Annotated in this window: 22 protein-coding genes; 12 read left to right on the top strand and 10 right to left on the bottom strand. The window is 70.5% G+C overall.

The genetic code is table 11. The features are described 5' to 3' along the window. Nucleotides 1–3 precede the first annotated feature (3 nt). From A6Q81_RS09785 to A6Q81_RS09805, 5 genes are all read left to right on the top strand, one after another. Entirely contained in the window at nt 4–936 is a 933-nt protein-coding gene (locus A6Q81_RS09785; protein ID WP_067856289.1) for a F0F1 ATP synthase subunit gamma, read from the top strand. Nucleotides 937–943: 7 nt separating this feature from the next. Continuing rightward, nucleotides 944–2,386 carry a F0F1 ATP synthase subunit beta gene (gene atpD / locus A6Q81_RS09790; RefSeq protein WP_067856292.1) on the top strand — a complete coding sequence of 481 codons (1,443 nt, stop codon included), beginning with the start codon at nt 944–946 and terminating at the stop codon, nt 2,384–2,386. Continuing rightward, complete coding sequence (locus A6Q81_RS09795) at nt 2,386–2,760, top strand: F0F1 ATP synthase subunit epsilon (RefSeq protein WP_067856295.1); 375 nt, start codon at nt 2,386–2,388, stop codon at nt 2,758–2,760. The genes atpD and A6Q81_RS09795 overlap by 1 nt, the downstream gene beginning before the upstream one ends. Nucleotides 2,761–2,814: 54 nt before the next feature. Continuing rightward, the gene (locus A6Q81_RS09800) at nt 2,815–3,240 is read left to right on the top strand and encodes a DUF2550 domain-containing protein (protein ID WP_067856298.1); all 426 of its coding nucleotides are present in this window, start codon (nt 2,815–2,817) and stop codon (nt 3,238–3,240) included. 140 nt (nt 3,241–3,380) lie between these two features. Continuing rightward, nucleotides 3,381–3,554: a hypothetical protein gene (locus tag A6Q81_RS09805; protein ID WP_158509190.1), complete on the top strand. Its 174-nt coding sequence runs from the start codon at nt 3,381–3,383 to the stop codon at nt 3,552–3,554. Between the two features lie 92 nt (nt 3,555–3,646). On the opposite strand, the gene A6Q81_RS09810 is transcribed toward A6Q81_RS09805, so the two are convergent. Continuing rightward, on the bottom strand, nt 3,647–4,219 hold the full coding sequence (locus tag A6Q81_RS09810) for a cob(I)yrinic acid a,c-diamide adenosyltransferase (RefSeq protein ID WP_067856301.1): 573 nt from the start codon (nt 4,217–4,219) through the stop codon (nt 3,647–3,649). A gap of 125 nt (nt 4,220–4,344) precedes the next feature. Here A6Q81_RS09810 and A6Q81_RS09815 point away from each other — a divergent pair, with 125 nt between their 5' ends. Next, nucleotides 4,345–6,336, top strand: a complete 1,992-nt coding sequence (locus A6Q81_RS09815; protein WP_067856304.1) for an ethylmalonyl-CoA mutase — start codon at nt 4,345–4,347, stop codon at nt 6,334–6,336. Nucleotides 6,337–6,391: 55 nt separating this feature from the next. Here A6Q81_RS09815 and A6Q81_RS09820 read toward each other — a convergent pair whose 3' ends face one another. The 3 genes from A6Q81_RS09820 to A6Q81_RS09830 all read right to left on the bottom strand — a co-directional run bounded on the left by A6Q81_RS09820 (nt 6,392) and on the right by A6Q81_RS09830 (nt 9,026). Then, nucleotides 6,392–7,165, bottom strand: a complete 774-nt coding sequence (locus A6Q81_RS09820; protein ID WP_067856307.1) for an isocitrate lyase/PEP mutase family protein — start codon at nt 7,163–7,165, stop codon at nt 6,392–6,394. A 58-nt stretch (nt 7,166–7,223) separates the two neighbouring features. After that, complete coding sequence (locus tag A6Q81_RS09825; protein WP_067856309.1) at nt 7,224–7,523, bottom strand: hypothetical protein; 300 nt, start codon at nt 7,521–7,523, stop codon at nt 7,224–7,226. A 66-nt stretch (nt 7,524–7,589) separates the two neighbouring features. Beyond that, on the bottom strand, nt 7,590–9,026 hold the full coding sequence (locus A6Q81_RS09830; protein WP_067856312.1) for a M15 family metallopeptidase: 1,437 nt from the start codon (nt 9,024–9,026) through the stop codon (nt 7,590–7,592). 298 nt (nt 9,027–9,324) lie between these two features. Here A6Q81_RS09830 and A6Q81_RS09835 point away from each other — a divergent pair, with 298 nt between their 5' ends. Then, nucleotides 9,325–9,747 (top strand): hypothetical protein, encoded by a 423-nt coding sequence (locus A6Q81_RS09835; protein WP_144433703.1) that lies wholly within the window; start codon nt 9,325–9,327, stop codon nt 9,745–9,747. Between the two features lie 203 nt (nt 9,748–9,950). Here the strand turns inward: A6Q81_RS09835 and A6Q81_RS09840 are convergent, their stop codons facing one another. From A6Q81_RS09840 to A6Q81_RS09850, 3 genes are read right to left on the bottom strand one after another with little or no spacing between them, the layout of a single operon-like run. Continuing rightward, on the bottom strand, nt 9,951–10,376 hold the full coding sequence (locus A6Q81_RS09840) for a hypothetical protein (protein WP_286690333.1): 426 nt from the start codon (nt 10,374–10,376) through the stop codon (nt 9,951–9,953). Nucleotides 10,377–10,386: 10 nt separating this feature from the next. Beyond that, nucleotides 10,387–11,064, bottom strand: a complete 678-nt coding sequence (gene nucS, locus A6Q81_RS09845) for an endonuclease NucS (protein ID WP_067856320.1) — start codon at nt 11,062–11,064, stop codon at nt 10,387–10,389. Beyond that, nucleotides 11,064–11,465 carry a lipocalin-like domain-containing protein gene (locus A6Q81_RS09850; protein WP_067856323.1) on the bottom strand — a complete coding sequence of 134 codons (402 nt, stop codon included), beginning with the start codon at nt 11,463–11,465 and terminating at the stop codon, nt 11,064–11,066. The genes nucS and A6Q81_RS09850 overlap by 1 nt, the downstream gene beginning before the upstream one ends. A gap of 82 nt (nt 11,466–11,547) precedes the next feature. Here A6Q81_RS09850 and A6Q81_RS09855 point away from each other — a divergent pair, with 82 nt between their 5' ends. The 3 genes from A6Q81_RS09855 (at nt 11,548) to A6Q81_RS17370 (ending at nt 13,567) form a co-directional block, all read left to right on the top strand. Next, nucleotides 11,548–12,744 (top strand): 3-hydroxyacyl-CoA dehydrogenase NAD-binding domain-containing protein, encoded by a 1,197-nt coding sequence (locus A6Q81_RS09855; protein ID WP_067856326.1) that lies wholly within the window; start codon nt 11,548–11,550, stop codon nt 12,742–12,744. A gap of 159 nt (nt 12,745–12,903) precedes the next feature. Continuing rightward, the gene (locus A6Q81_RS09860; RefSeq protein ID WP_286690334.1) at nt 12,904–13,284 is read left to right on the top strand and encodes a hypothetical protein; all 381 of its coding nucleotides are present in this window, start codon (nt 12,904–12,906) and stop codon (nt 13,282–13,284) included. A 73-nt stretch (nt 13,285–13,357) separates the two neighbouring features. Continuing rightward, nucleotides 13,358–13,567: an Rv1322 family protein gene (locus tag A6Q81_RS17370; RefSeq protein WP_067856332.1), complete on the top strand. Its 210-nt coding sequence runs from the start codon at nt 13,358–13,360 to the stop codon at nt 13,565–13,567. 48 nt (nt 13,568–13,615) lie between these two features. Here the strand turns inward: A6Q81_RS17370 and A6Q81_RS09865 are convergent, their stop codons facing one another. The 3 genes from A6Q81_RS09865 to mce form a co-directional block, all read right to left on the bottom strand. Next, on the bottom strand, nt 13,616–14,758 hold the full coding sequence (locus A6Q81_RS09865) for a coiled-coil domain-containing protein (RefSeq protein ID WP_144433705.1): 1,143 nt from the start codon (nt 14,756–14,758) through the stop codon (nt 13,616–13,618). A gap of 246 nt (nt 14,759–15,004) precedes the next feature. After that, on the bottom strand, nt 15,005–16,345 hold the full coding sequence (gene ccrA / locus A6Q81_RS09870) for a crotonyl-CoA carboxylase/reductase (protein WP_067856338.1): 1,341 nt from the start codon (nt 16,343–16,345) through the stop codon (nt 15,005–15,007). A gap of 155 nt (nt 16,346–16,500) precedes the next feature. Further along, nucleotides 16,501–16,950, bottom strand: a complete 450-nt coding sequence (gene mce / locus A6Q81_RS09875) for a methylmalonyl-CoA epimerase (RefSeq protein WP_067856341.1) — start codon at nt 16,948–16,950, stop codon at nt 16,501–16,503. A 91-nt stretch (nt 16,951–17,041) separates the two neighbouring features. On the opposite strand from mce, the gene A6Q81_RS09880 reads away from it, so the two are divergent. Beyond that, the gene (locus A6Q81_RS09880) at nt 17,042–17,443 is read left to right on the top strand and encodes a LysR family transcriptional regulator (RefSeq protein WP_286690335.1); all 402 of its coding nucleotides are present in this window, start codon (nt 17,042–17,044) and stop codon (nt 17,441–17,443) included. A gap of 118 nt (nt 17,444–17,561) precedes the next feature. After that, the coding region (locus tag A6Q81_RS09885; RefSeq protein ID WP_286690336.1) for a LysR family transcriptional regulator at nt 17,562–17,852 on the top strand (291 nt) is incomplete at its 3' end.

Genomic DNA, 17,852 nt, shown 5'->3' on the forward strand with positions numbered 1-17,852 from the left:
ACTATGGCAGCGTCGGTACGAGAGCTACGCGCGAAGATCAGGTCGACCCAGGCGACCAAGAAGATCACGCGCGCCATGGAGCTCATCGCCGCCTCGCGCATCATCAAGGCGCAGCAGCACGCGGCGGCGGCAGCCCCGTACGCGCGTGAGCTGACCCGGGCGGTGTCCGCGGTGGCCACGTTCTCCAACGTCGACCACCCGCTCACCACCGAGAAGGAGAACCCGACGCGCGCCGCGGTGCTCGTGATCACGAGCGACCGCGGGCTCGCGGGGTCGTACTCCTCCAGCGTCCTCAAGGAGGCGGAGCGACTCACCGAGAAGCTGCGCTCCGAGGGCAAGGAGGTCGACTTCTACCTCTCCGGACGCAAGGCGGTCACGTACTTCACGTTCCGTCAGCGCGAGTTCGTCCAGTCCTGGACGGGCTACTCCGACAAGCCCGAGTTCGCCAACGCCCGCGAGATCGGCGACGCGCTGACCTCGCTGTTCGCCGAGGACGAGACCTCCGAGGAGGCGATCGACCCCGCGCGCGCCGTGGACGAGCTGCACATCGTGTTCACGCGCTTCAAGTCGATGCTCACGCAGGAGCCGGACGTCATCCGCCTGCTCCCGCTCGAGGTCGTCGAGGGCACGGAGACGCCGGACGAGTCCGAGCTGCTCCCGCTGTACGAGTTCGAGCCGTCGGCGCACGAGGTGCTCGACGCGCTGCTGCCGAAGTACGTGAACAGCCGCATCTACTACTGCCAGCTGCAGGCAGCGGCCTCTGAGCTCGCTGCCCGCCAGAAGGCCATGAAGTCCGCGACCGACAACGCGCAGGACCTCATCGAGAAGTACACCCGCATCGCCAACCAGGCCCGCCAGGCCGGCATTACCCAGGAGATCAGCGAGATCGTGGGCGGCGCGAACGCGCTCGCCGACGCCACGGCTGGTCAGGAGTGAGAGAGCTATGACTGCCACTGCCGAAGAGAAGACCACCACCACCGGTCGCGTCGCGCGGGTCATCGGACCGGTGCTCGACATCGAGTTCCCCTCGGACGCGATGCCGGAGATCTACAACGCGCTCACGGTCGACACCCAGATCGAGGGTCGCGAGGAGACGCTGACCCTCGAGGTCGCGCAGCACATCGGTGACGGCCTCGTCCGCGCCATCTCGCTGCGTCCGACCGACGGCATCGTCCGCGGCAGCGTCGTCACCGACACCGGTGCGCCGATCTCGGTGCCCGTCGGCGACCAGACGCTGGGCAAGGTGTTCAACACCACCGGACAGGTCATGAACCTCGAGGAGGGTCAGACCTTCGACGTCAACGAGCGCTGGGGCATCCACCGCAAGGCGCCCGCGTTCGACCAGCTCGAGTCCAAGACGCAGATGTTCCAGACCGGCATCAAGGTCATCGACCTGCTGACGCCCTACGTGCTCGGCGGCAAGATCGGCCTGTTCGGCGGTGCCGGCGTCGGCAAGACGGTGCTCATCCAGGAGATGATCGCCCGTGTCGCCAAGGACCACGACGGTGTGTCGGTGTTCGCCGGTGTCGGCGAGCGCACCCGTGAGGGCAACGACCTCATCGCCGAGATGGAGGAGGCGGGCGTCCTCGACAAGGTGGCGCTGGTCTTCGGCCAGATGGACGAGCCGCCGGGAGCGCGTCTGCGCGTGGCGTTGTCCGCGCTGACGATGGCGGAGTACTTCCGCGACGTGCAGAAGCAGGACGTGCTGCTCTTCATCGACAACATCTTCCGGTTCACGCAGGCCGGCTCGGAGGTCTCGACGCTGCTCGGCCGCATGCCGTCCGCGGTGGGCTACCAGCCGACCCTCGCCGACGAGATGGGCGTGCTCCAGGAGCGGATCACCTCGACGCGTGGCCACTCGATCACCTCGCTGCAGGCGATCTACGTGCCCGCCGACGACTACACCGACCCGGCGCCGGCCACCACGTTCGCGCACCTGGACGCCACGACCGAGCTCTCCCGCGAGATCGCGTCGCTCGGCATCTACCCGGCCGTGGACCCGCTGACGTCGACGTCGCGCATCCTCGACCCGCGCTACATCGCCGACGACCACTACCAGACGGCGAACCGCGTCAAGGGCATCCTGCAGCGCAACAAGGAGCTCCAGGACATCATCGCGATCCTCGGTGTCGACGAGCTCAGCGAGGAGGACAAGACGATCGTCTCGCGCGCTCGTCGCATCCAGCGCTTCCTCAGCCAGAACACGTACGTGGCCAAGCAGTTCACCGGCATCGAGGGCTCGACGGTCCCGCTCGACGAGACCATCGACGCCTTCACGAAGATCTGCGACGGCGAGTACGACCACGTGGCCGAGCAGGCCTTCTTCATGTGCGGCGGTCTGGACGACGTCGACGCGAAGTGGGCCGAGATCCAGAAGAACTCCTGATGGCCGACACGTCGCTCCAGGTCGAGCTGGTCGCAGCCGACCGCGTCGTGTGGTCGGGCCAGGCCGACGAGGTCGTCGCGCGCACCGTCGAGGGTGACCTCGGCGTCCTCGTCGGGCACGCCCCGCTGCTGTCGGTCCTCGTGCCCGGCGTGGTGAAGATCAAGGCGGGCACGGAGACCGTGGTCGCTGTCGTCGAGGACGGCTTCCTGTCCGTCGCCGACGACCGCGTCTCCATCCTCAGCGAGGACACGTCGCTGGTCTCCGAGCTCGACCGCGAGCAGGTGCAGGCCGAGCTCGAGCAGGCGCGCTCGGCGGACGACACGGACGCGGTGCTGCGCGCCGAGGCCAAGCTGCGGGGCATCGAGCTCGCCTAGCACCGGACGACTGCCGGAGGAGGGAGGGGCCGGGTGCCCCTGTGGTTGTGGGCCGTGGACCTCGTCCTGGCCGCGATCGCCCTCAGCGTGCTCCTGCTGGCGGTGCTGGTGCTGCGGCGCCGGTACCTGGCGCGCCGGCTCGGTGCGTTCGACCTGAGCATCAACAAGCGCGACGCGGCGTCGGCCCAGGGCTGGACCCTGGGCCTCGCCGTGTACCGGGGCAGCACGCTGGAGTGGTACCGCACGTTCTCGCTGCGGATGCGCCCCGCCTACCGCTTCACGCGCGACGCGATGCTGGTCGACGGCCGGCGCGAGCCGGTCGGGGGAGAGGTGCACGCGATCCACGACGGCCACGTGGTCGTCGCGACCGACAACGGGACCGCCGTGCGTCAGCTGGCGCTGACGCCTGCGGCGCTGACCGGTCTGCTCGCGTGGCTCGAGGCGTCGCCCCCCGGTCGCAGCGTCAGCACGGTCGTCTGACGGCGCGGGACTGGACAGGCCTGGACGATCGGCCCGCCGCGTCGCCCAGGAGGTTGACGTCGCCCCAGGACTAGGCGACGATGACTCACACGAGCCATGCCCGGACGTCCCGGGTTCCCCCGATGGAACAGGTAGCCACCATGAACCGCACCCTCAAGCGCCTCGTCGTCGCGACCTTCGCCTCGGCGGTCGCCGTCCTCCCGCTCTCGATGCCCGCGCAGGCCGACACCGGTACCAAGCCGGCCGCCACCAAGGTCGTCAAGGGCGACAGCACCGGCGGCGCGACCACCCAGCGCGCGATCGACTGGGAGTGAGCCCAGCACCACGCTGACCTGACCGTCGCCCACGTCCCTTCCCCAGGGACGTGGGCGACGGTGCGTCCGGGCGGGTGCAGCGGCAGTTCGGCTCAGCGCTCTCCGCCGGGCACCCACAACACGTCGCCGACCTCGCGGTTGGCGTAGCGGCCGAGGATGAACAGCAGGTCGCTCAGCCGGTTGAGGTAGCGCGCGGTGAGCGGGTTCATCGTCGGACCGTGCACCTCGATGGCGGCCCACGCGGACCGTTCGGCCCGTCGGGTCACGGTGCGCGCCACGTGCAGCGCCGACGCCGAGCGGGTGCCGCCTGGGAGGATGAAGGAGCGCAGCTTCTCGAGGCGCTCGTTGTAGTCGTCGCACCAGTGCTCCAGCCGGTCGACGTAGTCCGGCTCGACACGCAGCGGCGGGTGCTCCGGGTTCTCCACGACCGGGGCGCCGAGGTCGGCGCCGACGTCGAACAGGTCGTTCTGGACGTGACGCACGATCCGCACGACGTCGTCCTCGAGCTCGTCGAACGACAGCGCGAGGCCCAGCTGGCTGTTGGCCTCGTCGACGTCGGCGTAGGCGACCAGTCGCAGGTCGTTCTTCGACGTACGGCTGAAGTCGACGAGGTTCGTCGTGCCGTCGTCTCCGGTGCGGGTGTAGATGCGCGTCAGGTTGACCATGGCCTCACCCTAGGCCGTGGCGCCGGGCCCGGCTGGACGCGAGAGCGACGTCAGAGGCGTGTGAGGTGGGTCGCGTGGCTCACAGAGTCTGCCACGTCACGTTACGGCGCGGTAACCTGACGGTCATGCCTGACAAGTCTGCGCCCGACCGCCCCTGGGTGATGCGCACGTACGCCGGTCACAGCTCCGCGGCGGAGTCCAACGCTCTGTACCGCAAGAACCTCGCGAAGGGCCAGACCGGGCTCTCCGTCGCGTTCGACCTGCCGACCCAGACCGGGTACGACCCCGACCACGTGCTCTCGCGCGGCGAGGTCGGCAAGGTGGGCGTGCCGATCCCGCACCTCGGGACCATGCGCCGGCTGTTCCAGGACATCCCGCTCGGCGAGATGAACACGTCGATGACGATCAACGCCACGGCCATGTGGCTGCTGGCGATGTACCAGGTGGCCGCCGAGGAGCAGGGCGTCGAGCCCGCGCAGCTCGCGGGCACCACGCAGAACGACATCATCAAGGAGTACCTGTCGCGCGGCACGTACGTCTTCGGCCCGGCGCCCTCGCTGCGGCTGACGACCGACATGATCGCCTACACGGTCAACACGATCCCCAAGTGGAACCCGCTCAACATCTGCAGCTACCACCTGCAGGAGGCGGGCGCCACGCCGACGCAGGAGATCGCCTACGCGCTCAGCACGGCCATCGCCGTCCTCGACGCCGTGAAGGACTCCGGGCAGGTCGACGACGCCGACTTTGAGAAGACGGTCGGGCGGATCTCCTTCTTCGTCAACGCCGGGGTGCGCTTCATCGAGGAGACCTGCAAGATGCGGGCCTTCGGCCAGCTGTGGGACGAGATCACCCGGGACCGCTACGGCGTCACCGACCCGAAGATGCGGCGCTTCCGCTACGGCGTGCAGGTCAACTCCCTCGGCCTGACCGAGGCGCAGCCCGAGAACAACGTCCAGCGCATCGTGCTGGAGATGCTCGGCGTCACGCTCAGCAAGAACGCCCGCGCGCGTGCGGTGCAGCTGCCCGCCTGGAACGAGGCGCTCGGACTCCCGCGTCCGTGGGACCAGCAGTGGTCGCTGCGACTGCAGCAGGTGCTCGCCTACGAGTCCGACCTGCTGGAGTACGACGACATCTTCGAGGGCTCGCACGTGATCGAGGCCAAGGTCGCGGAGATCATCGAGGGCGCGAAGGCCGAGATCGACCGCGTGCAGGCCATGGGCGGTGCGGTCGCGGCGGTCGAGTCGGGCTACATGAAGTCCGAGCTCGTCGCCTCCCACGCTGCCCGGAGGGCCCAGATCGAGGCCGGCGAGCTCAAGGTCGTCGGCGTCAACAGCTACACCGAGACCGAGCCGTCGCCGCTGACGTCCGACCTCGACGCGGCCATCATGGTCGCCGACCCGCAGGCCGAGGCGAACGCGATCGCCGACGTCCAGGCGTGGCGCGACCAGCGCGACCAGGCCGAGGTCGACCAGGCCCTCGAGCGGCTGCAGTCCGAGGCCAAGACCGACACCAACCTCATGGAGGCCACGCTGGCGGCCGTACGCGCCGGCGCGACCGTGGGTGAGTGGGCGGGTGCGCTGCGCGAGGTCTTCGGCGAGTACCGGGCGCCCACGGGCGTGTCCGGTGCGGTCGGCGTGGCCGAGGCCGGCGCCGAGCTCACGGCCGTGCGCGAGCGCGTGGCGCGGACGGGGGAGGAGCTGGGCACCCGCCTGCGCTTCCTCGTCGGCAAGCCGGGACTCGACGGTCACTCCAACGGCGCGGAGCAGATCGCCGTCCGTGCCCGCGACGTCGGCTTCGAGGTCGTCTACCAGGGCATCCGGCTCACGCCCGAGCAGATCGTGTCGGCCGCAGTCGCTGAGGACGTGCACGTGGTCGGCCTGTCGATCCTGTCGGGCTCGCACATGGAGCTCGTGCCCGACGTCCAGCGTCGTCTCCTCGACGCCGGCATGGACGACGTGCCCCTCATCGTGGGCGGGATCATCCCGGACTCCGACGGCCGCCGTCTGGAGGCCGACGGCATCGCCGCGGTCTTCACGCCGAAGGACTTCGGCATGACCGACATCATGAGCCGCATCGTCGACGAGGTCCGCAAGGCCCACGGGCTCGAGGTCTGAGACCGGGACGTGACGAGGCCCCGCACCGTGCGCGGTGCGGGGCCTCGTGCCGTCGTCAGTTGAGGACGCGGAAGTCCTCGGGCAGCCTGCCGCCGGCCTCGACGTCGCGGGCGAGGTCCTGCAGGGCCATGAGGGCGACCGACTGGGTGAACGGTCCGTAGGAGACCCGGGCCACGCCGAGCTCCTGCTGCCGGGCGAGCGGCACCGAGCCCGGGTAGCCGATGGTGGTGAGGCGCTGCGGTCCCCACGCGTCGACCAGGGTGCTGATGTCGTCCTCGGAGAGCGGACCAGGCACGAAGACGACGGGGGCGCCCGCCTCGATGAAGGCCTTCCCGCGCTGGACGGCGTCGGCGATGACCTCGTCGTGCGGACGGTCGCCGGCCTGCGCGACGACGTCGGTGCGGGCATTGAGCACGAACGGGACGCCCTCGGCCTCGCCGGCCCGCACGACGGCCTCGACCGCGGCGACGGCCTCGGCGAGCGGCTTCTGCTGGTCCTCGAGGTTGGCGCCGACCGCCCCGACGCCGATCGCCTTCCGAGCGGTCTCGCCAGGGTCGCCGTAGCCCGCCTCGAGGTCGGCGCTGACGGGGAGGTGGGTGTTCGCGACGATCAGCCCGATCGCGGCGATCATCTCGTCGACGGGGATGTTCTCCCCGTCCTCGTAGCCGTGGGAGGCCGCGATGGAGTGGCTCGCGGTGGCGAGGGCACGGGTGCCCTCGACCTCGGTCACGACGCGGGCGGTGATGGCGTCCCACACGTTGACGACGGTGAGCAGCTCCGGAGCGGTGTGCAGGTCGAGCAGGGTCTGGGCACGGGTCGAGAGGTCCATGGCCCTGACGCTAGGACAGGGGAGCGGGCCCCACCAGCCGAGTCCCGGGAGCTGGACGTCAGGCGGCGCGCAGGCTGGAGCCGGACGACTTCTTGCCCTTCTTCTGGGCCTTCTTCTCGGCCTTCTTCAGGGCTTTCTTCTTCGCCTTCTTCTTGGCCTTCTTCTTCGCTGCCTTCTTGGAGGACTTCTTGTCCTTCTTCTCCAGCGGCAGGACGGTTCCGTCGTCGTCGATGCGCACGAGGCGGCGACGCTTGACGCCGTACCCGTCGGGGAGGGTGCCTTCCTTCAGCATGCGCAGGGGGCAGCGCTTGCACCGCGTCTTGCTGACGCAGCACTTCTTCTTCGGGAGCTTCGACACGAGCGAAACCTAGCACCGCGGCCCCCACGGCGCCGGGTTCCTCACGTGAGGACCCCGGCGCCTGGATCAGCGCTGGAAGTGGTGCAGGTCGGCGAACCCGAGCCAGCGGAAGCCGTGGCGGCGCAGCACGGCGACGACCGGGTCGTTCGCGCCGCGGTAGGTGATGGCGGCGGGCGTGGTGCGCCGCTGCCACGTGCTGTTGGGCGTCCACCCGTAGCCCGACGCGAACGGGTTCTCCCACGGGTTGATGTCGATCGAGTTCCCGTACGCGTGGGGGCTGCGGGTGCCGGGTCGACCGACCACCTGCCGGCAGTTGAAGCCGGAGGTGTTGTCGGCGCGCATGGAGGCGTAGTCGTCGGCGCCGCGCAGGGCACTGCTCCACCCGAACCGGTCGACGCGGTACATCGACCGGATGGGTGCCCGCATGCGGAACAGATCGGTGAACACGGCAGCGGTGGCACGGGCGTGCTGGGCGTGGACGACGATCTCGCCGCGGCGGACGTAGCCGTCGAAGGCCCAGTAGCTGACGCGGACGACGCGCAGCTGGTCGCGGCCCACGGGGCAGCCCGCGTGCCAGCTGCGCCCCCGCATCGAGCGCCACATCGCCGTCGGGATGCGCGAGACCGTGGCGTCAGCACTCACGCGTGGTGCACGCGGCTGGGCGGCCAGGCGGATGCGAGGTCCGGGCGTGCCCTTCGGCAGCCGGATGACGGATCCGGGAGGCCGGTTGTCGACGTAGACCGAGCTGGAGCGGGTGGGCAGCACGGTGCTGGTGCCGAAGGAGCGCACCCGCCAGCGACCGTCGTAGCGGGGCTTGACGAAGGTCGATCCTTTGCCGTTGCGCAGGGTCACGGTGCCGGACCGGACCCACGTGCGGGTGCCGGAGCGGCGGAACTCCACGGCCAGGCGAGCGCTCACGGCACGCCCGTCGACGGTGCGCCACGAGGCGGCCACCTTCGCCTTCCTGTAGTCGGTGACCGCCTTCGGCATCGCGATCCGCGCGGTGCTGGGTGCCGCGGCTCCGACGACGTCGGCCGGCGCGGACGCAGCCACGACCGCACCGGCGTCGACGAGCTCCACGCGCACCGTGGTGCGTCCCGCCGCAGCAGGCACCCTCGCGGTGAACCTGCCGTCGCTCCCGGTGACCACGCTGGTCCCTGCGAGTGCGGTCCACCGGTCGCCCGAGCGTCGAGCGACGCGGAGGGCGCTGGTCGGGCTCGCACCGTCGACCCGACCGGCCAGCGCCGCGGTGGTGCGGGCCCAGACCCGCACCGTGGTCACGTCGAGCGTGACGGTGGGGCTCGGCGTCGTGGGTGGTGGATCGGTCGGCTCCGGCTCGACGGGGTCGGGCTCGGTGGTCGGCTCCGGTGTCGGGTCGGGGGACGGCTCGCTGGTCGTCGTGACTGTCGGGTCGGGGGACGGCTCGGCCGCCGTGCTGGCCCGCGCCGCCGCGGTGGGCGTGACGAGGACGGTCGTGAGGAGGATCACCAGGAACCGGCGCATGCCTCACCGTAGGACCGCTCCCGCCAGAACGCGCGTCGAGGAGCGGGGCGGCCGTCGGTCGCCTCGTCCACTGAGGCAATACCCTCCAGGGATGGTCGTGCCAACAGGAGACGAGAGTGCTGTCTGGGCGCGCGCCTTCCCTGCCCGTCTGGCCGACGATGTCGCGGTCGTCGTCGCTGCGCTCTCGGCCGCCTCGCACGGAACCTCGGCTCACACGATCGATTCGCCACGGCGTCCTCGTGGGATCGTGGTGGACGGAGAGGTCGTGGAGATCCCTGCTCGGCAGTATCACGGGGGCATGGACGCTCCAGACCGCGCCCGGCTCACGTCCACGCAGCTCGGTGTCGCAGCATGCATACACTCACGCCACCACGACGGCCGCGAGCGTCAGGCGTGGCTCCCGTCGCTGCTCACCTTCGACGAGCCGTGCGCCTCGCCCTTCATCGTCCAGCTCCTCGGCGAGTACGTCGTCGAGATCGTCACCGAGATCGAGTCGACGCTCAGGTCGGGAAGTACTGCAGCGTCGACGATCGAGAGGCTGGTGGCGTTCATGGAGGAGAACGCTCCGTTCGTGGCGCGCACGCGTGACCGCGCTCGAAGCTACTGGTGGAAGTACCACACGTACGCCTACGCGACGTTCGCTGACTACCCGGCGGCGAGGGCGCTCGACCTTCTCGCGGGCCGCGTGCTTGGCGTCTCGTCCGAGAAGAGGCGCACCTAGGGTTCGTCATGCCACGCGGTGCGTCGTAGTCGACCACGACGCACTGGATACCGCTGTCTCTGCGAGCCGGGCGGGACTGCCGGTTGACCTCCTGGGCGGCGAAGACGTCGTGCACAGAGCCGCTCTGGGTCGCGGTCCGCGTGGTCCGGGTAGCGTCAGCTTCTCGACGCCTCAGATGCAGTCGTCGACCGTCGCGTCGAGCATCATGCCTTCCATGCGTCGACCCACACCTGCTCGGGTGAGTCGAGGTCGTCGGACTTCAGCGCGACTCGGATGCCGGTCGACGTGGGGAACCCCTCCGCGACCGTGTTCTCGTCCGCATCCCCGATCCACAGTCGCCCCGTCGGGGTGGCGAGCCAGCCCTCGAAGACGATCGTGCATCCGTCGTCGACGTCAGGCGGGTCGGACCACAGCCGAACGGTGACGGTCGCTTCGGCCCACTCGAAGTCCCCTTCGAACGACTCGATGTCCTGCGCGTGGCGAACGGGCACGATGATCCCCTTCTCGTTCGCCGACACCCCACCGCTGGGATCGACGTCCGGTATATCTCCTCCGAGGTCGGGGTCGGACACGATCGCGATGCCCCAGTGCCATGGGCGAGTGACGTCGACCGTGGCAAGGGGTTGCATGGCATGGAGCCTAGAAGAGGCGCAGCGAGGGATCGTCGATGCCGCGCAGTGCGTCGTAGTCGACGACGACGCACTGGATGCCGCGGTCCTCGGCGAGGGTGCGGGCCTGCGGCTTGATCTCCTGCGCGGCGAAGATGCCCCGGACGGGCCGCAGCTGCGGGTCGCGGTTCATGAGCTCCAGGTAGCGCGTCAGCTGCTCGACGCCGTCGATCTCGCCGCGCCGCTTGATCTCCACGGCGACCGAGGCGCCCGCGTCGTCGCGGCACAGCAGGTCGACCGGACCGATCGCCGTCATGTACTCACGGCGCACGAGCGTCATGCCGACGCCGAGCGTGGTGGTGTGCTCGGCGAGCAGCTCCTGCAGGTGCTTCTCGACACCGTCCTTGCGCAGCCCCGGATCCACGCCGAGGTCGTGCTGGGAGTCGTGCAGCACCTCATCGACGAGGATGCGCAGCGTGTCGTCGGTCTTGCCTGCCTGCACGGTCCACTCGACCCGGCCGTCCTCGGCCGTGCCCTCCTTGAGGGTGCACGGCGGGCTCATCCAGTTCAGCGGCTTGTACGACCCGCCGTCGGAGTGCACGAGCACCGAGCCGTCCGCCTTCACCATGATCACCCGGGTGGCCATGGGCAGGTGGGCCGTGAGCCGCCCGGCGTAGTCGACCTGGCAGCGCGCGACGAGGAGACGCACTACTGCTGCCGGACCAGCGTGCCGAGACGGAACACGAGAGTCCCGTCCTTCACGGTGCCGCGATCGGTGTTGCCGTCGGCGCCCATCAGCTGCACGACGCCGTCGGAGACCTCGTAGTCGCCCGTGCGGAACTTCGGCACGCCCTGGAAGTCCTCGGTGAACGTGCCGTCCGCGGAGAAGGTGACGGTCCAGTCCTTCGCGTCGTCGCGCCAGGTGCCCGCCAGGTCGGCCGCGGTGGCCGGGTTCTCGGTCGGCGCGGCCGACGAAGGCGACGCCGAGGGTGCGGATGAGGATGCGCTGGGGGAGGGCGAGGAGCCCTCCGGCGTGCCCGGGCCGTCGTCCGTCCCGCAGGCCGCGACGGTCACGAGGACGAGGGCGGCGACCCCCGTGGCGCGGCTCATACGTCGATTCATAGGACAGTCCTCCCGTAGATCCTGATCGGACGCTAGTGTGTCACGACCCCGTAGTTACCTAGGAGTAGGCATGCAGGAGATCGTGGACCGTCTGACGGCCGACGACCGTGGCGCGCAGATCGCCCGGACACTGGTGTACCCGTACCTCAACCACGCCGCCTCGATGTACGAGAGCGGCTACGCGACGAAGGACGACATCGACGCCTCGATGCGGTTCGGGTGCGGCTACCCGGTCGGACCCCTGGCGCTCGTCGACGCGCTCGGTGCCGCGACCGTCGTGGAGGGTCTGCGCGAGCAGCATGCCTCCACCGGCGACCCGCTGCACGATCCCGCGCCGGTCCTCGTCAAGCTCGCCGAGGCCGGTTCGACCTTCGAGTCCGCCGCCGCGGACGGCGGAGCCACCCCGGCCCCGCAGAAGCACCACCCCGTCGGCAAGGTCGGCGTCGTCGGCACCGGCACCATGGCCTCCGGCATCGTCGAGGTCTTCGCCAAGGCCGGTCACGAGGTCGTCTTCGTCGGCCGCACCGACGACAAGGTCGCGGCGGTCCAGGCCCGCATCGAGAAGAACCTCGACCGCGCCATCGCCAAGGGTCGTCTCACCGAGGACGAGAAGTCCGACGTGATCGGTCGCCTCACCGCCGCGACCGACCGCCACGCGCTCGACGACGTCGACATCGTCGTCGAGGCGATCGCCGAGGACATCGACGTCAAGCTCGAGCTCTTCCGCGACCTCGACCGGATCACGAAGCCAGGTGCCATCCTCGCCACGACGACGTCGTCGCTGTCGATCGGGACGTGCGCCGAGGCCACGTCGCGCCCGCAGGACGTCGTCGGCATGCACTTCTTCAACCCGGCGCCCGTCATGAAGCTGGTCGAGGTCGTCTCGGCCGACAGCACGTCGCCCGAGGTCGCCGAGACGGTGAAGGCCCTGTGCCTCGACGTCGCCAAGCACCCGGTGTCCTGCGGCGACCGCGCGGGCTTCATCGTCAACGCCCTGCTGTTCCCGTACCTGAACGACGCCGTGAAGCTGCACGAGGCCGGCGGCGGCAGCCTCGAGGAGATCGACACGGCGCTCAAGGAGACCAAGCTGCCGATGGGTCCGTTCGAGCTCCTCGACGTCGTCGGCAACGACGTCTCGCTGGCCATCGAGCAGACGCTGGTGAGCACCTTCGGCCACGACGGGTGGACGCCCGCGCCCACCCTCGAGCGTCTCGTCGCCGAGGGCAAGCTCGGTCGCAAGACCGGCGAGGGCTTCCACACCTACTGAGCACCATCGCGTGAGCAGGGGCGTCCGGGTCTCCCGGGCGCCCCTGACCGCGTTCGGGCAGGTCCACTGAACGGACCGTCGGGTAACTCCGCTCGACACCAGTCGTTGATGCTCTCGCGACGGTCATCGGATCGACGCGGACGAACGACGGGAGCACCCGTGACGACGATCGACCTGGCGAGGCGCGGCAGCCACCTCGTGCGCAGCTCGGTGCTGTCGTTCGTCGTCTCCTTCGTGCCCGCCGTGGTCGTCGCGGAGGAGGTGGTGGGCCCGCCCTCGGAGCCCGACCACCAGCAGGTCGTGCTCTGCGACCACGGTCCCTGCGACGCCGACCGACCGTCGTCGGCGGCTGCGGCCATGGTCGACCAGCTCGTGGGGCAGGGCCTGCGGTGCACCGTGCGACCCCGACTCACGGACACCGTGGTCGTGGAGTGGTTGAGCGGAGAGGCGGCCGTGCTGCCGTTCGACGACGCGCTCGACGTCGCAGCGCACCGGCGGGGCTGGTTGCGCTCGTACTGCGTGCCCGACGCCGCCCGGTAGTCTCGCGCGGGTGTCCCGTCGACGTCCGCCCCGCCGTCCCCGCGGGCCTGCGTCAGCCTCGGCGCCACCGCCGGTGGAGAGCAAGCGCGACGGTGACTGGCACGTCCGTCGTGTGACTGGTTCGAGCGCGCGCAGCACCTACACGTGTCCCGCCTGCCACCGACCTATCCCGCCCGCGACGCCCCACGTGGTGGTGTGGCCCGTGCAGAAGGCGCTGCTCAGCGCGGACGCCGTCGACGAGCGTCGGCACTGGCACACCGCGTGCTGGACGCGCCAGCCCTAGGGCCTCAGGGTCCCAGGGGAGGACGATGCGGCGGGGCTCGCCGGCAGCTCAGCCGGCTGCCGGGGTGCGGGGCTCCTCGCCGGTCTCGTCCGCCGTCGCGTCGTCCGCAGCGGCGTCCGACGCCGCAGCAGGTGCCGGCGCGGCGGCGACGGCGTCGCCGGCGAACGAGGCGACGATGTCGCGCAGCTGACCCATCTGGGCGAGGATGCCCTCGCGGCGACGCTGCAGCTCGTCCACCTCGGCGCGCAGGGCGCGCGTCTCGCGCTCGACGTCGGTCGTGGCGGCCGCTCGCTGGTGCTCGGCGTCCGCGCGCGCGTTGGCGACCAGCGACGCGGCCTCCTTGCGGGCGTTCTCGATGATGCCGGCCGCCTCGGCAGCAGCCGACTCCTTCGCCGCGTTCGCCTTGGCCATGAGCCCGCGTGCCCGCTCGTCGGCCGCAGCGGCACGGGTCTCGGCGTCGGTGACGAGCTTCGCGGTCTGCTCGGTGGCGGCGGCGTGGTTCTCGGAGGCCTCGCGCGCGAGCCGCTCCTTCTCCACGGCCAGGACGCGGCGAGCCTCGGTGACCTCGCGGTCGGCTGCGGCGCGGGCCTGCTCGACCTCGCGCGTCGCGCCGAGACGCATGTTCTGGGCGTCCTGCTCGGCGGCGAGACGGATCTGTGCGGCCTCACGGTCGGCCTGGGCGCGCACGTCGTCGGCGTGCGCCGCAGCCTCGGCGCGTCCGGCCTCGGCCTCGGTGAGGACCTCGCGACGCTTCTCCTCGATCTCCACGACGGCCCGGCCGCGGGTCTCCTCGGCCTCCTTCGCGGCGACCGTCCGGACGAGGGTGGCCTCCTCCTCGGCGATCTTCAGCGTCTCCTCGGCCTCGCGGCGGGCGCGGCTGCGGATCTCCTCGGCCTCCTGCTCGGCGAGCTGCAGCAGCTGGGCGGCGTGACCGCCCAGGCCTGCGTAGGAGGGCCGCTCGATCGACTCGACCCGCTCGCGCAGCTGCTCGACGATGTCGTGCAGCTCGTCGTTCTCCTCCTGCAGCGCCTGGACCGCGGCTGCGGCCTTCTGCAGCTCGGCGGTCTGGGTGCGGACCCAGGCGTCGACCGCGTCGCTGTCGTAGCCGCCGCGACGGGCGAGGGGGAACGCAGCCTCGGCGGACTTGCGCGCCGCGTCGAAGATGGACAAACCGGACTGCTCTTCGGCCATGCCGCTGTGCTCCCTGTCGGTTCGGGGGGGGGTGTGCTGGAGGTCGTGCTGGGACGCCGGTGGGCGCGGCGTGCGCTGCTGCGCCGGCCGCGGTGTGCGACGTCGTCCACCATACCCAGGCGGGGCGACGACGCAGTGACGACGCGGGCGCGTGCCGGACGTCCGTGCTGTGACGTCGACGCCCCACGCGACGAGGGCCCGGACGCGGTGCGTCCGGGCCCTCGACGGGGTACGTGCGTGCGCGGGTCAGATACCGCGGAAGCGGTTGATCGCGTCGAGGTGCCGCGCGCGGAACTCCTCGTTGCGCACGCCCAGGCCCTCCTCGGGTGCCAGCGCGAGCACGCCGACCTTGCCCTGGTGGAGGTTGTGGTGCACGTCGAGGGACGCCTGGCCCACGTCCTCGAGCTTGTACGTCTTCGACACGGTCGGGTGGATCTTGCCCTGCGCGATGAGTCGGTTGGCCTCGAAGGCCTCGCGGTAGTTCGCGAAGTGGCTGGAGACGATCCGCTTGAGGTTCATCCAGAGGTAGCGGTTGTCGTACTCGTGCATGAAGCCCGTGGTCGACGCGCAGGTCGTGATCGTGCCGCCCTTGCGGGTGACGTAGACCGACGCGCCGAAGGTCTCGCGACCGGGGTGCTCGAAGACGATGTCGATGTCCTCGCCGCCGGTCAGCTCACGGATCTTCTTGCCCAGGCGCTGCCACTCCTTGGGGTTCTGCCGGGTGCCGTCCTCGTTCCAGAACTTCCAGTTCTCCTCGGAACGGTTGATGACGTGCTCGGCGCCCATGCTGCGCACGATCTTGGCCTTCTCCTCGTTGGAGACGACGCAGATCGGGTTGGCGCCACCGTTGAGCGCGTACTGCGTGGCGAAGCCGCCGAGCCCTCCGGACGCGCCCCAGATCAGGACGTTGTCGCCCTGCTTCATGTTGCCGCCGTTCTTGGACACGAGCTGGCGGTAGGCCGTCGCGTTGACGAGGCCGGGGGACGCGGCCTCCTCCCACGTGAGGTGGTCCGGCTTCGGCAGGAGCTGGTTGGACTTCACGAGCGCGATGTGGGCGAGGCCGCCGAAGTTCGTCTCGAAGCCCCAGATGCGCTGCTGCGGGTCCATCATCGTGTCGTCGTGGCCCGCCGGGTCCTCGAGCTCGACCGACAGACAGTGCGCCACGACCTCGGCGCCCGGCTTCCACTGCGTGACGCCGGGACCCGTGCGCAGCACGACGCCGGCGAGGTCGGAGCCGACCACGTGGTAGGGCAGGTCGTGGCGCTTGGTGAGCGGCGACAGCTTGCCGTAGCGCTCGAGGAAGCCGAAGGTCGAGACGGGCTCGAAGATCGACGTCCAGACGGTGTTGTAGTTGATGGCGCTGGCCATGACGGCGACGAGCGCCTCGCCCGGGCCCAGCTCGGGCAGGGCCACGTCCTCGACGTGGATCGACTTGCGCGGGTCCTTGTCGCGGCTGGCGACGCCCTCGAACATGTCCACCTCGTCCTTGTGGACGGTGGCGGCGGTGTAGTGGTCGGGGATCTCCAGGTTGGCGAAGTCCTCGCCCGCCGTGTCTCCGGCGAGGATCGCATCGAGGATGTGCTGCACGGGGCCTCCAGTGGTGGGTGTTCCGGCGCTCGGTCCGGCACGGGTTTCGGCGATGTTACCGAGACGTAGCCTTCTGCGTCCCGTCTCGCGCATGTGGATCAGGTCACGCCGGGCGGGGGCCCGGCGCGAGGGCGGCACGGAGCGCCGCGACGACGTCAGTGGCCGGTGGCCGCGGGCTGGACCAGCTCGACGAGCACGCCGCCGGCGTCCTTCGGGTGCACGAAGTTGACCCGGCTGTCGGAGGTGCCGCGCTTGGGCTGGTCGTACAGGAGGCGGACGCCCCGGTCGCGCAGGATCGCCGACACCGCGTCGATGTCGGTCACCCGGTAGGCGAGCTGCTGGACGCCCTGGCCGTTGCGCTCGAGGAACTTCGCGATGGTCGAGCTGTCGTCCAATGGCGCGAGCAGCTGGATGCACGAGCCCGAGTCGCCGACCGCCAGCATCGCCTCGCGCACGCCCTGCTCCTCGTTCACCTCCTCGTGGATCGACTTCAGGCCGAAGACCGAGGAGTAGAAGGCGAGCGCCTCGTCGAGGTCGGGGACGGCGATGCCGACGTGGTCGATCGCGACGAGCAGGTGGTCGGGGACGACGGAGGAGGAGGTCATGGGAGGCAGCGTAGAGGAGCGTGCAGCCGGGCGCGGGCCGGTCGTCCGAGATCGAACGTAGTGTCGATAGTCCACGGAGGGCGGAGGTCGGATGCACGTCGAGATGCGCATGCTGCGGGCGCTGGTGATGGTCGAGGCGCAGGGTTCCATCGGGGGTGCGGCGCAGGCGCTGGCGTTCTCACCGGCTGCCGTCAGTGCCCATCTGCACGCCCTGGAGAAGGTGTGCGGGACGCGTCTGGTCGAGCGCACGGGCTCGGGGACGCGGCTCACGTCCGCGGGACGGCGAGCCGTGCCGATTGCTCGGCTCATCCTGGTCGCCGCGCAGGAGCTCCAGCGGCTGGAGGCGTCGGCGCGGTCCGGGCCGGCCGTGCCGGGGTCGCAGGGCCGACGTCCGGCCGGCGACGGCCGCAGGAGGTCACGTCACGACGCCGCGGGCAGCGGTCGCTCGGCGGCCATTACCAGGAAGCGAGGGACTTCTCAAGAGGAGTCCTAGAGATCGTGAATCTCGTTGTCCTGCGAGGGTCCGCTGCTCTTGGCTCGATGTGCTCCGTACCGGCGCGCACGGACGAGGCCGGGACGGCCGCCGCGGAGCCAGGGGAGGGGGAGTCGCCGTGCATCTCGACCTGCGGATGCTGCGCGCCCTCGTGGCGGTCGACCAGATCGGCTCCTTCACCGACGCCGCCCGGGTCCTGAGGTTCTCCACACCGGCCGTGAGCGCGCAGGTGCAGGCGCTCGAGAAGGGCTGCGGCACGCGCCTGGTCCACCGCCGGGGATCGCGGGTCGTGCTCACCGAGGCCGGGCGACGGGCCGTGCCTCTCGCCCGCCTCATGCTGGCCGCGGCGCGCGAGCTCGAGCACATCGGCGACGCGTCCTCCGACCGTGGGCTCGGCACGAGGACGTTC

It is taken from the genome of Aeromicrobium sp. REDSEA-S38_B2, assembly GCF_001628525.1.
GTDB classification, from domain to species: domain Bacteria; phylum Actinomycetota; class Actinomycetes; order Propionibacteriales; family Nocardioidaceae; genus Aeromicrobium; species Aeromicrobium erythreum.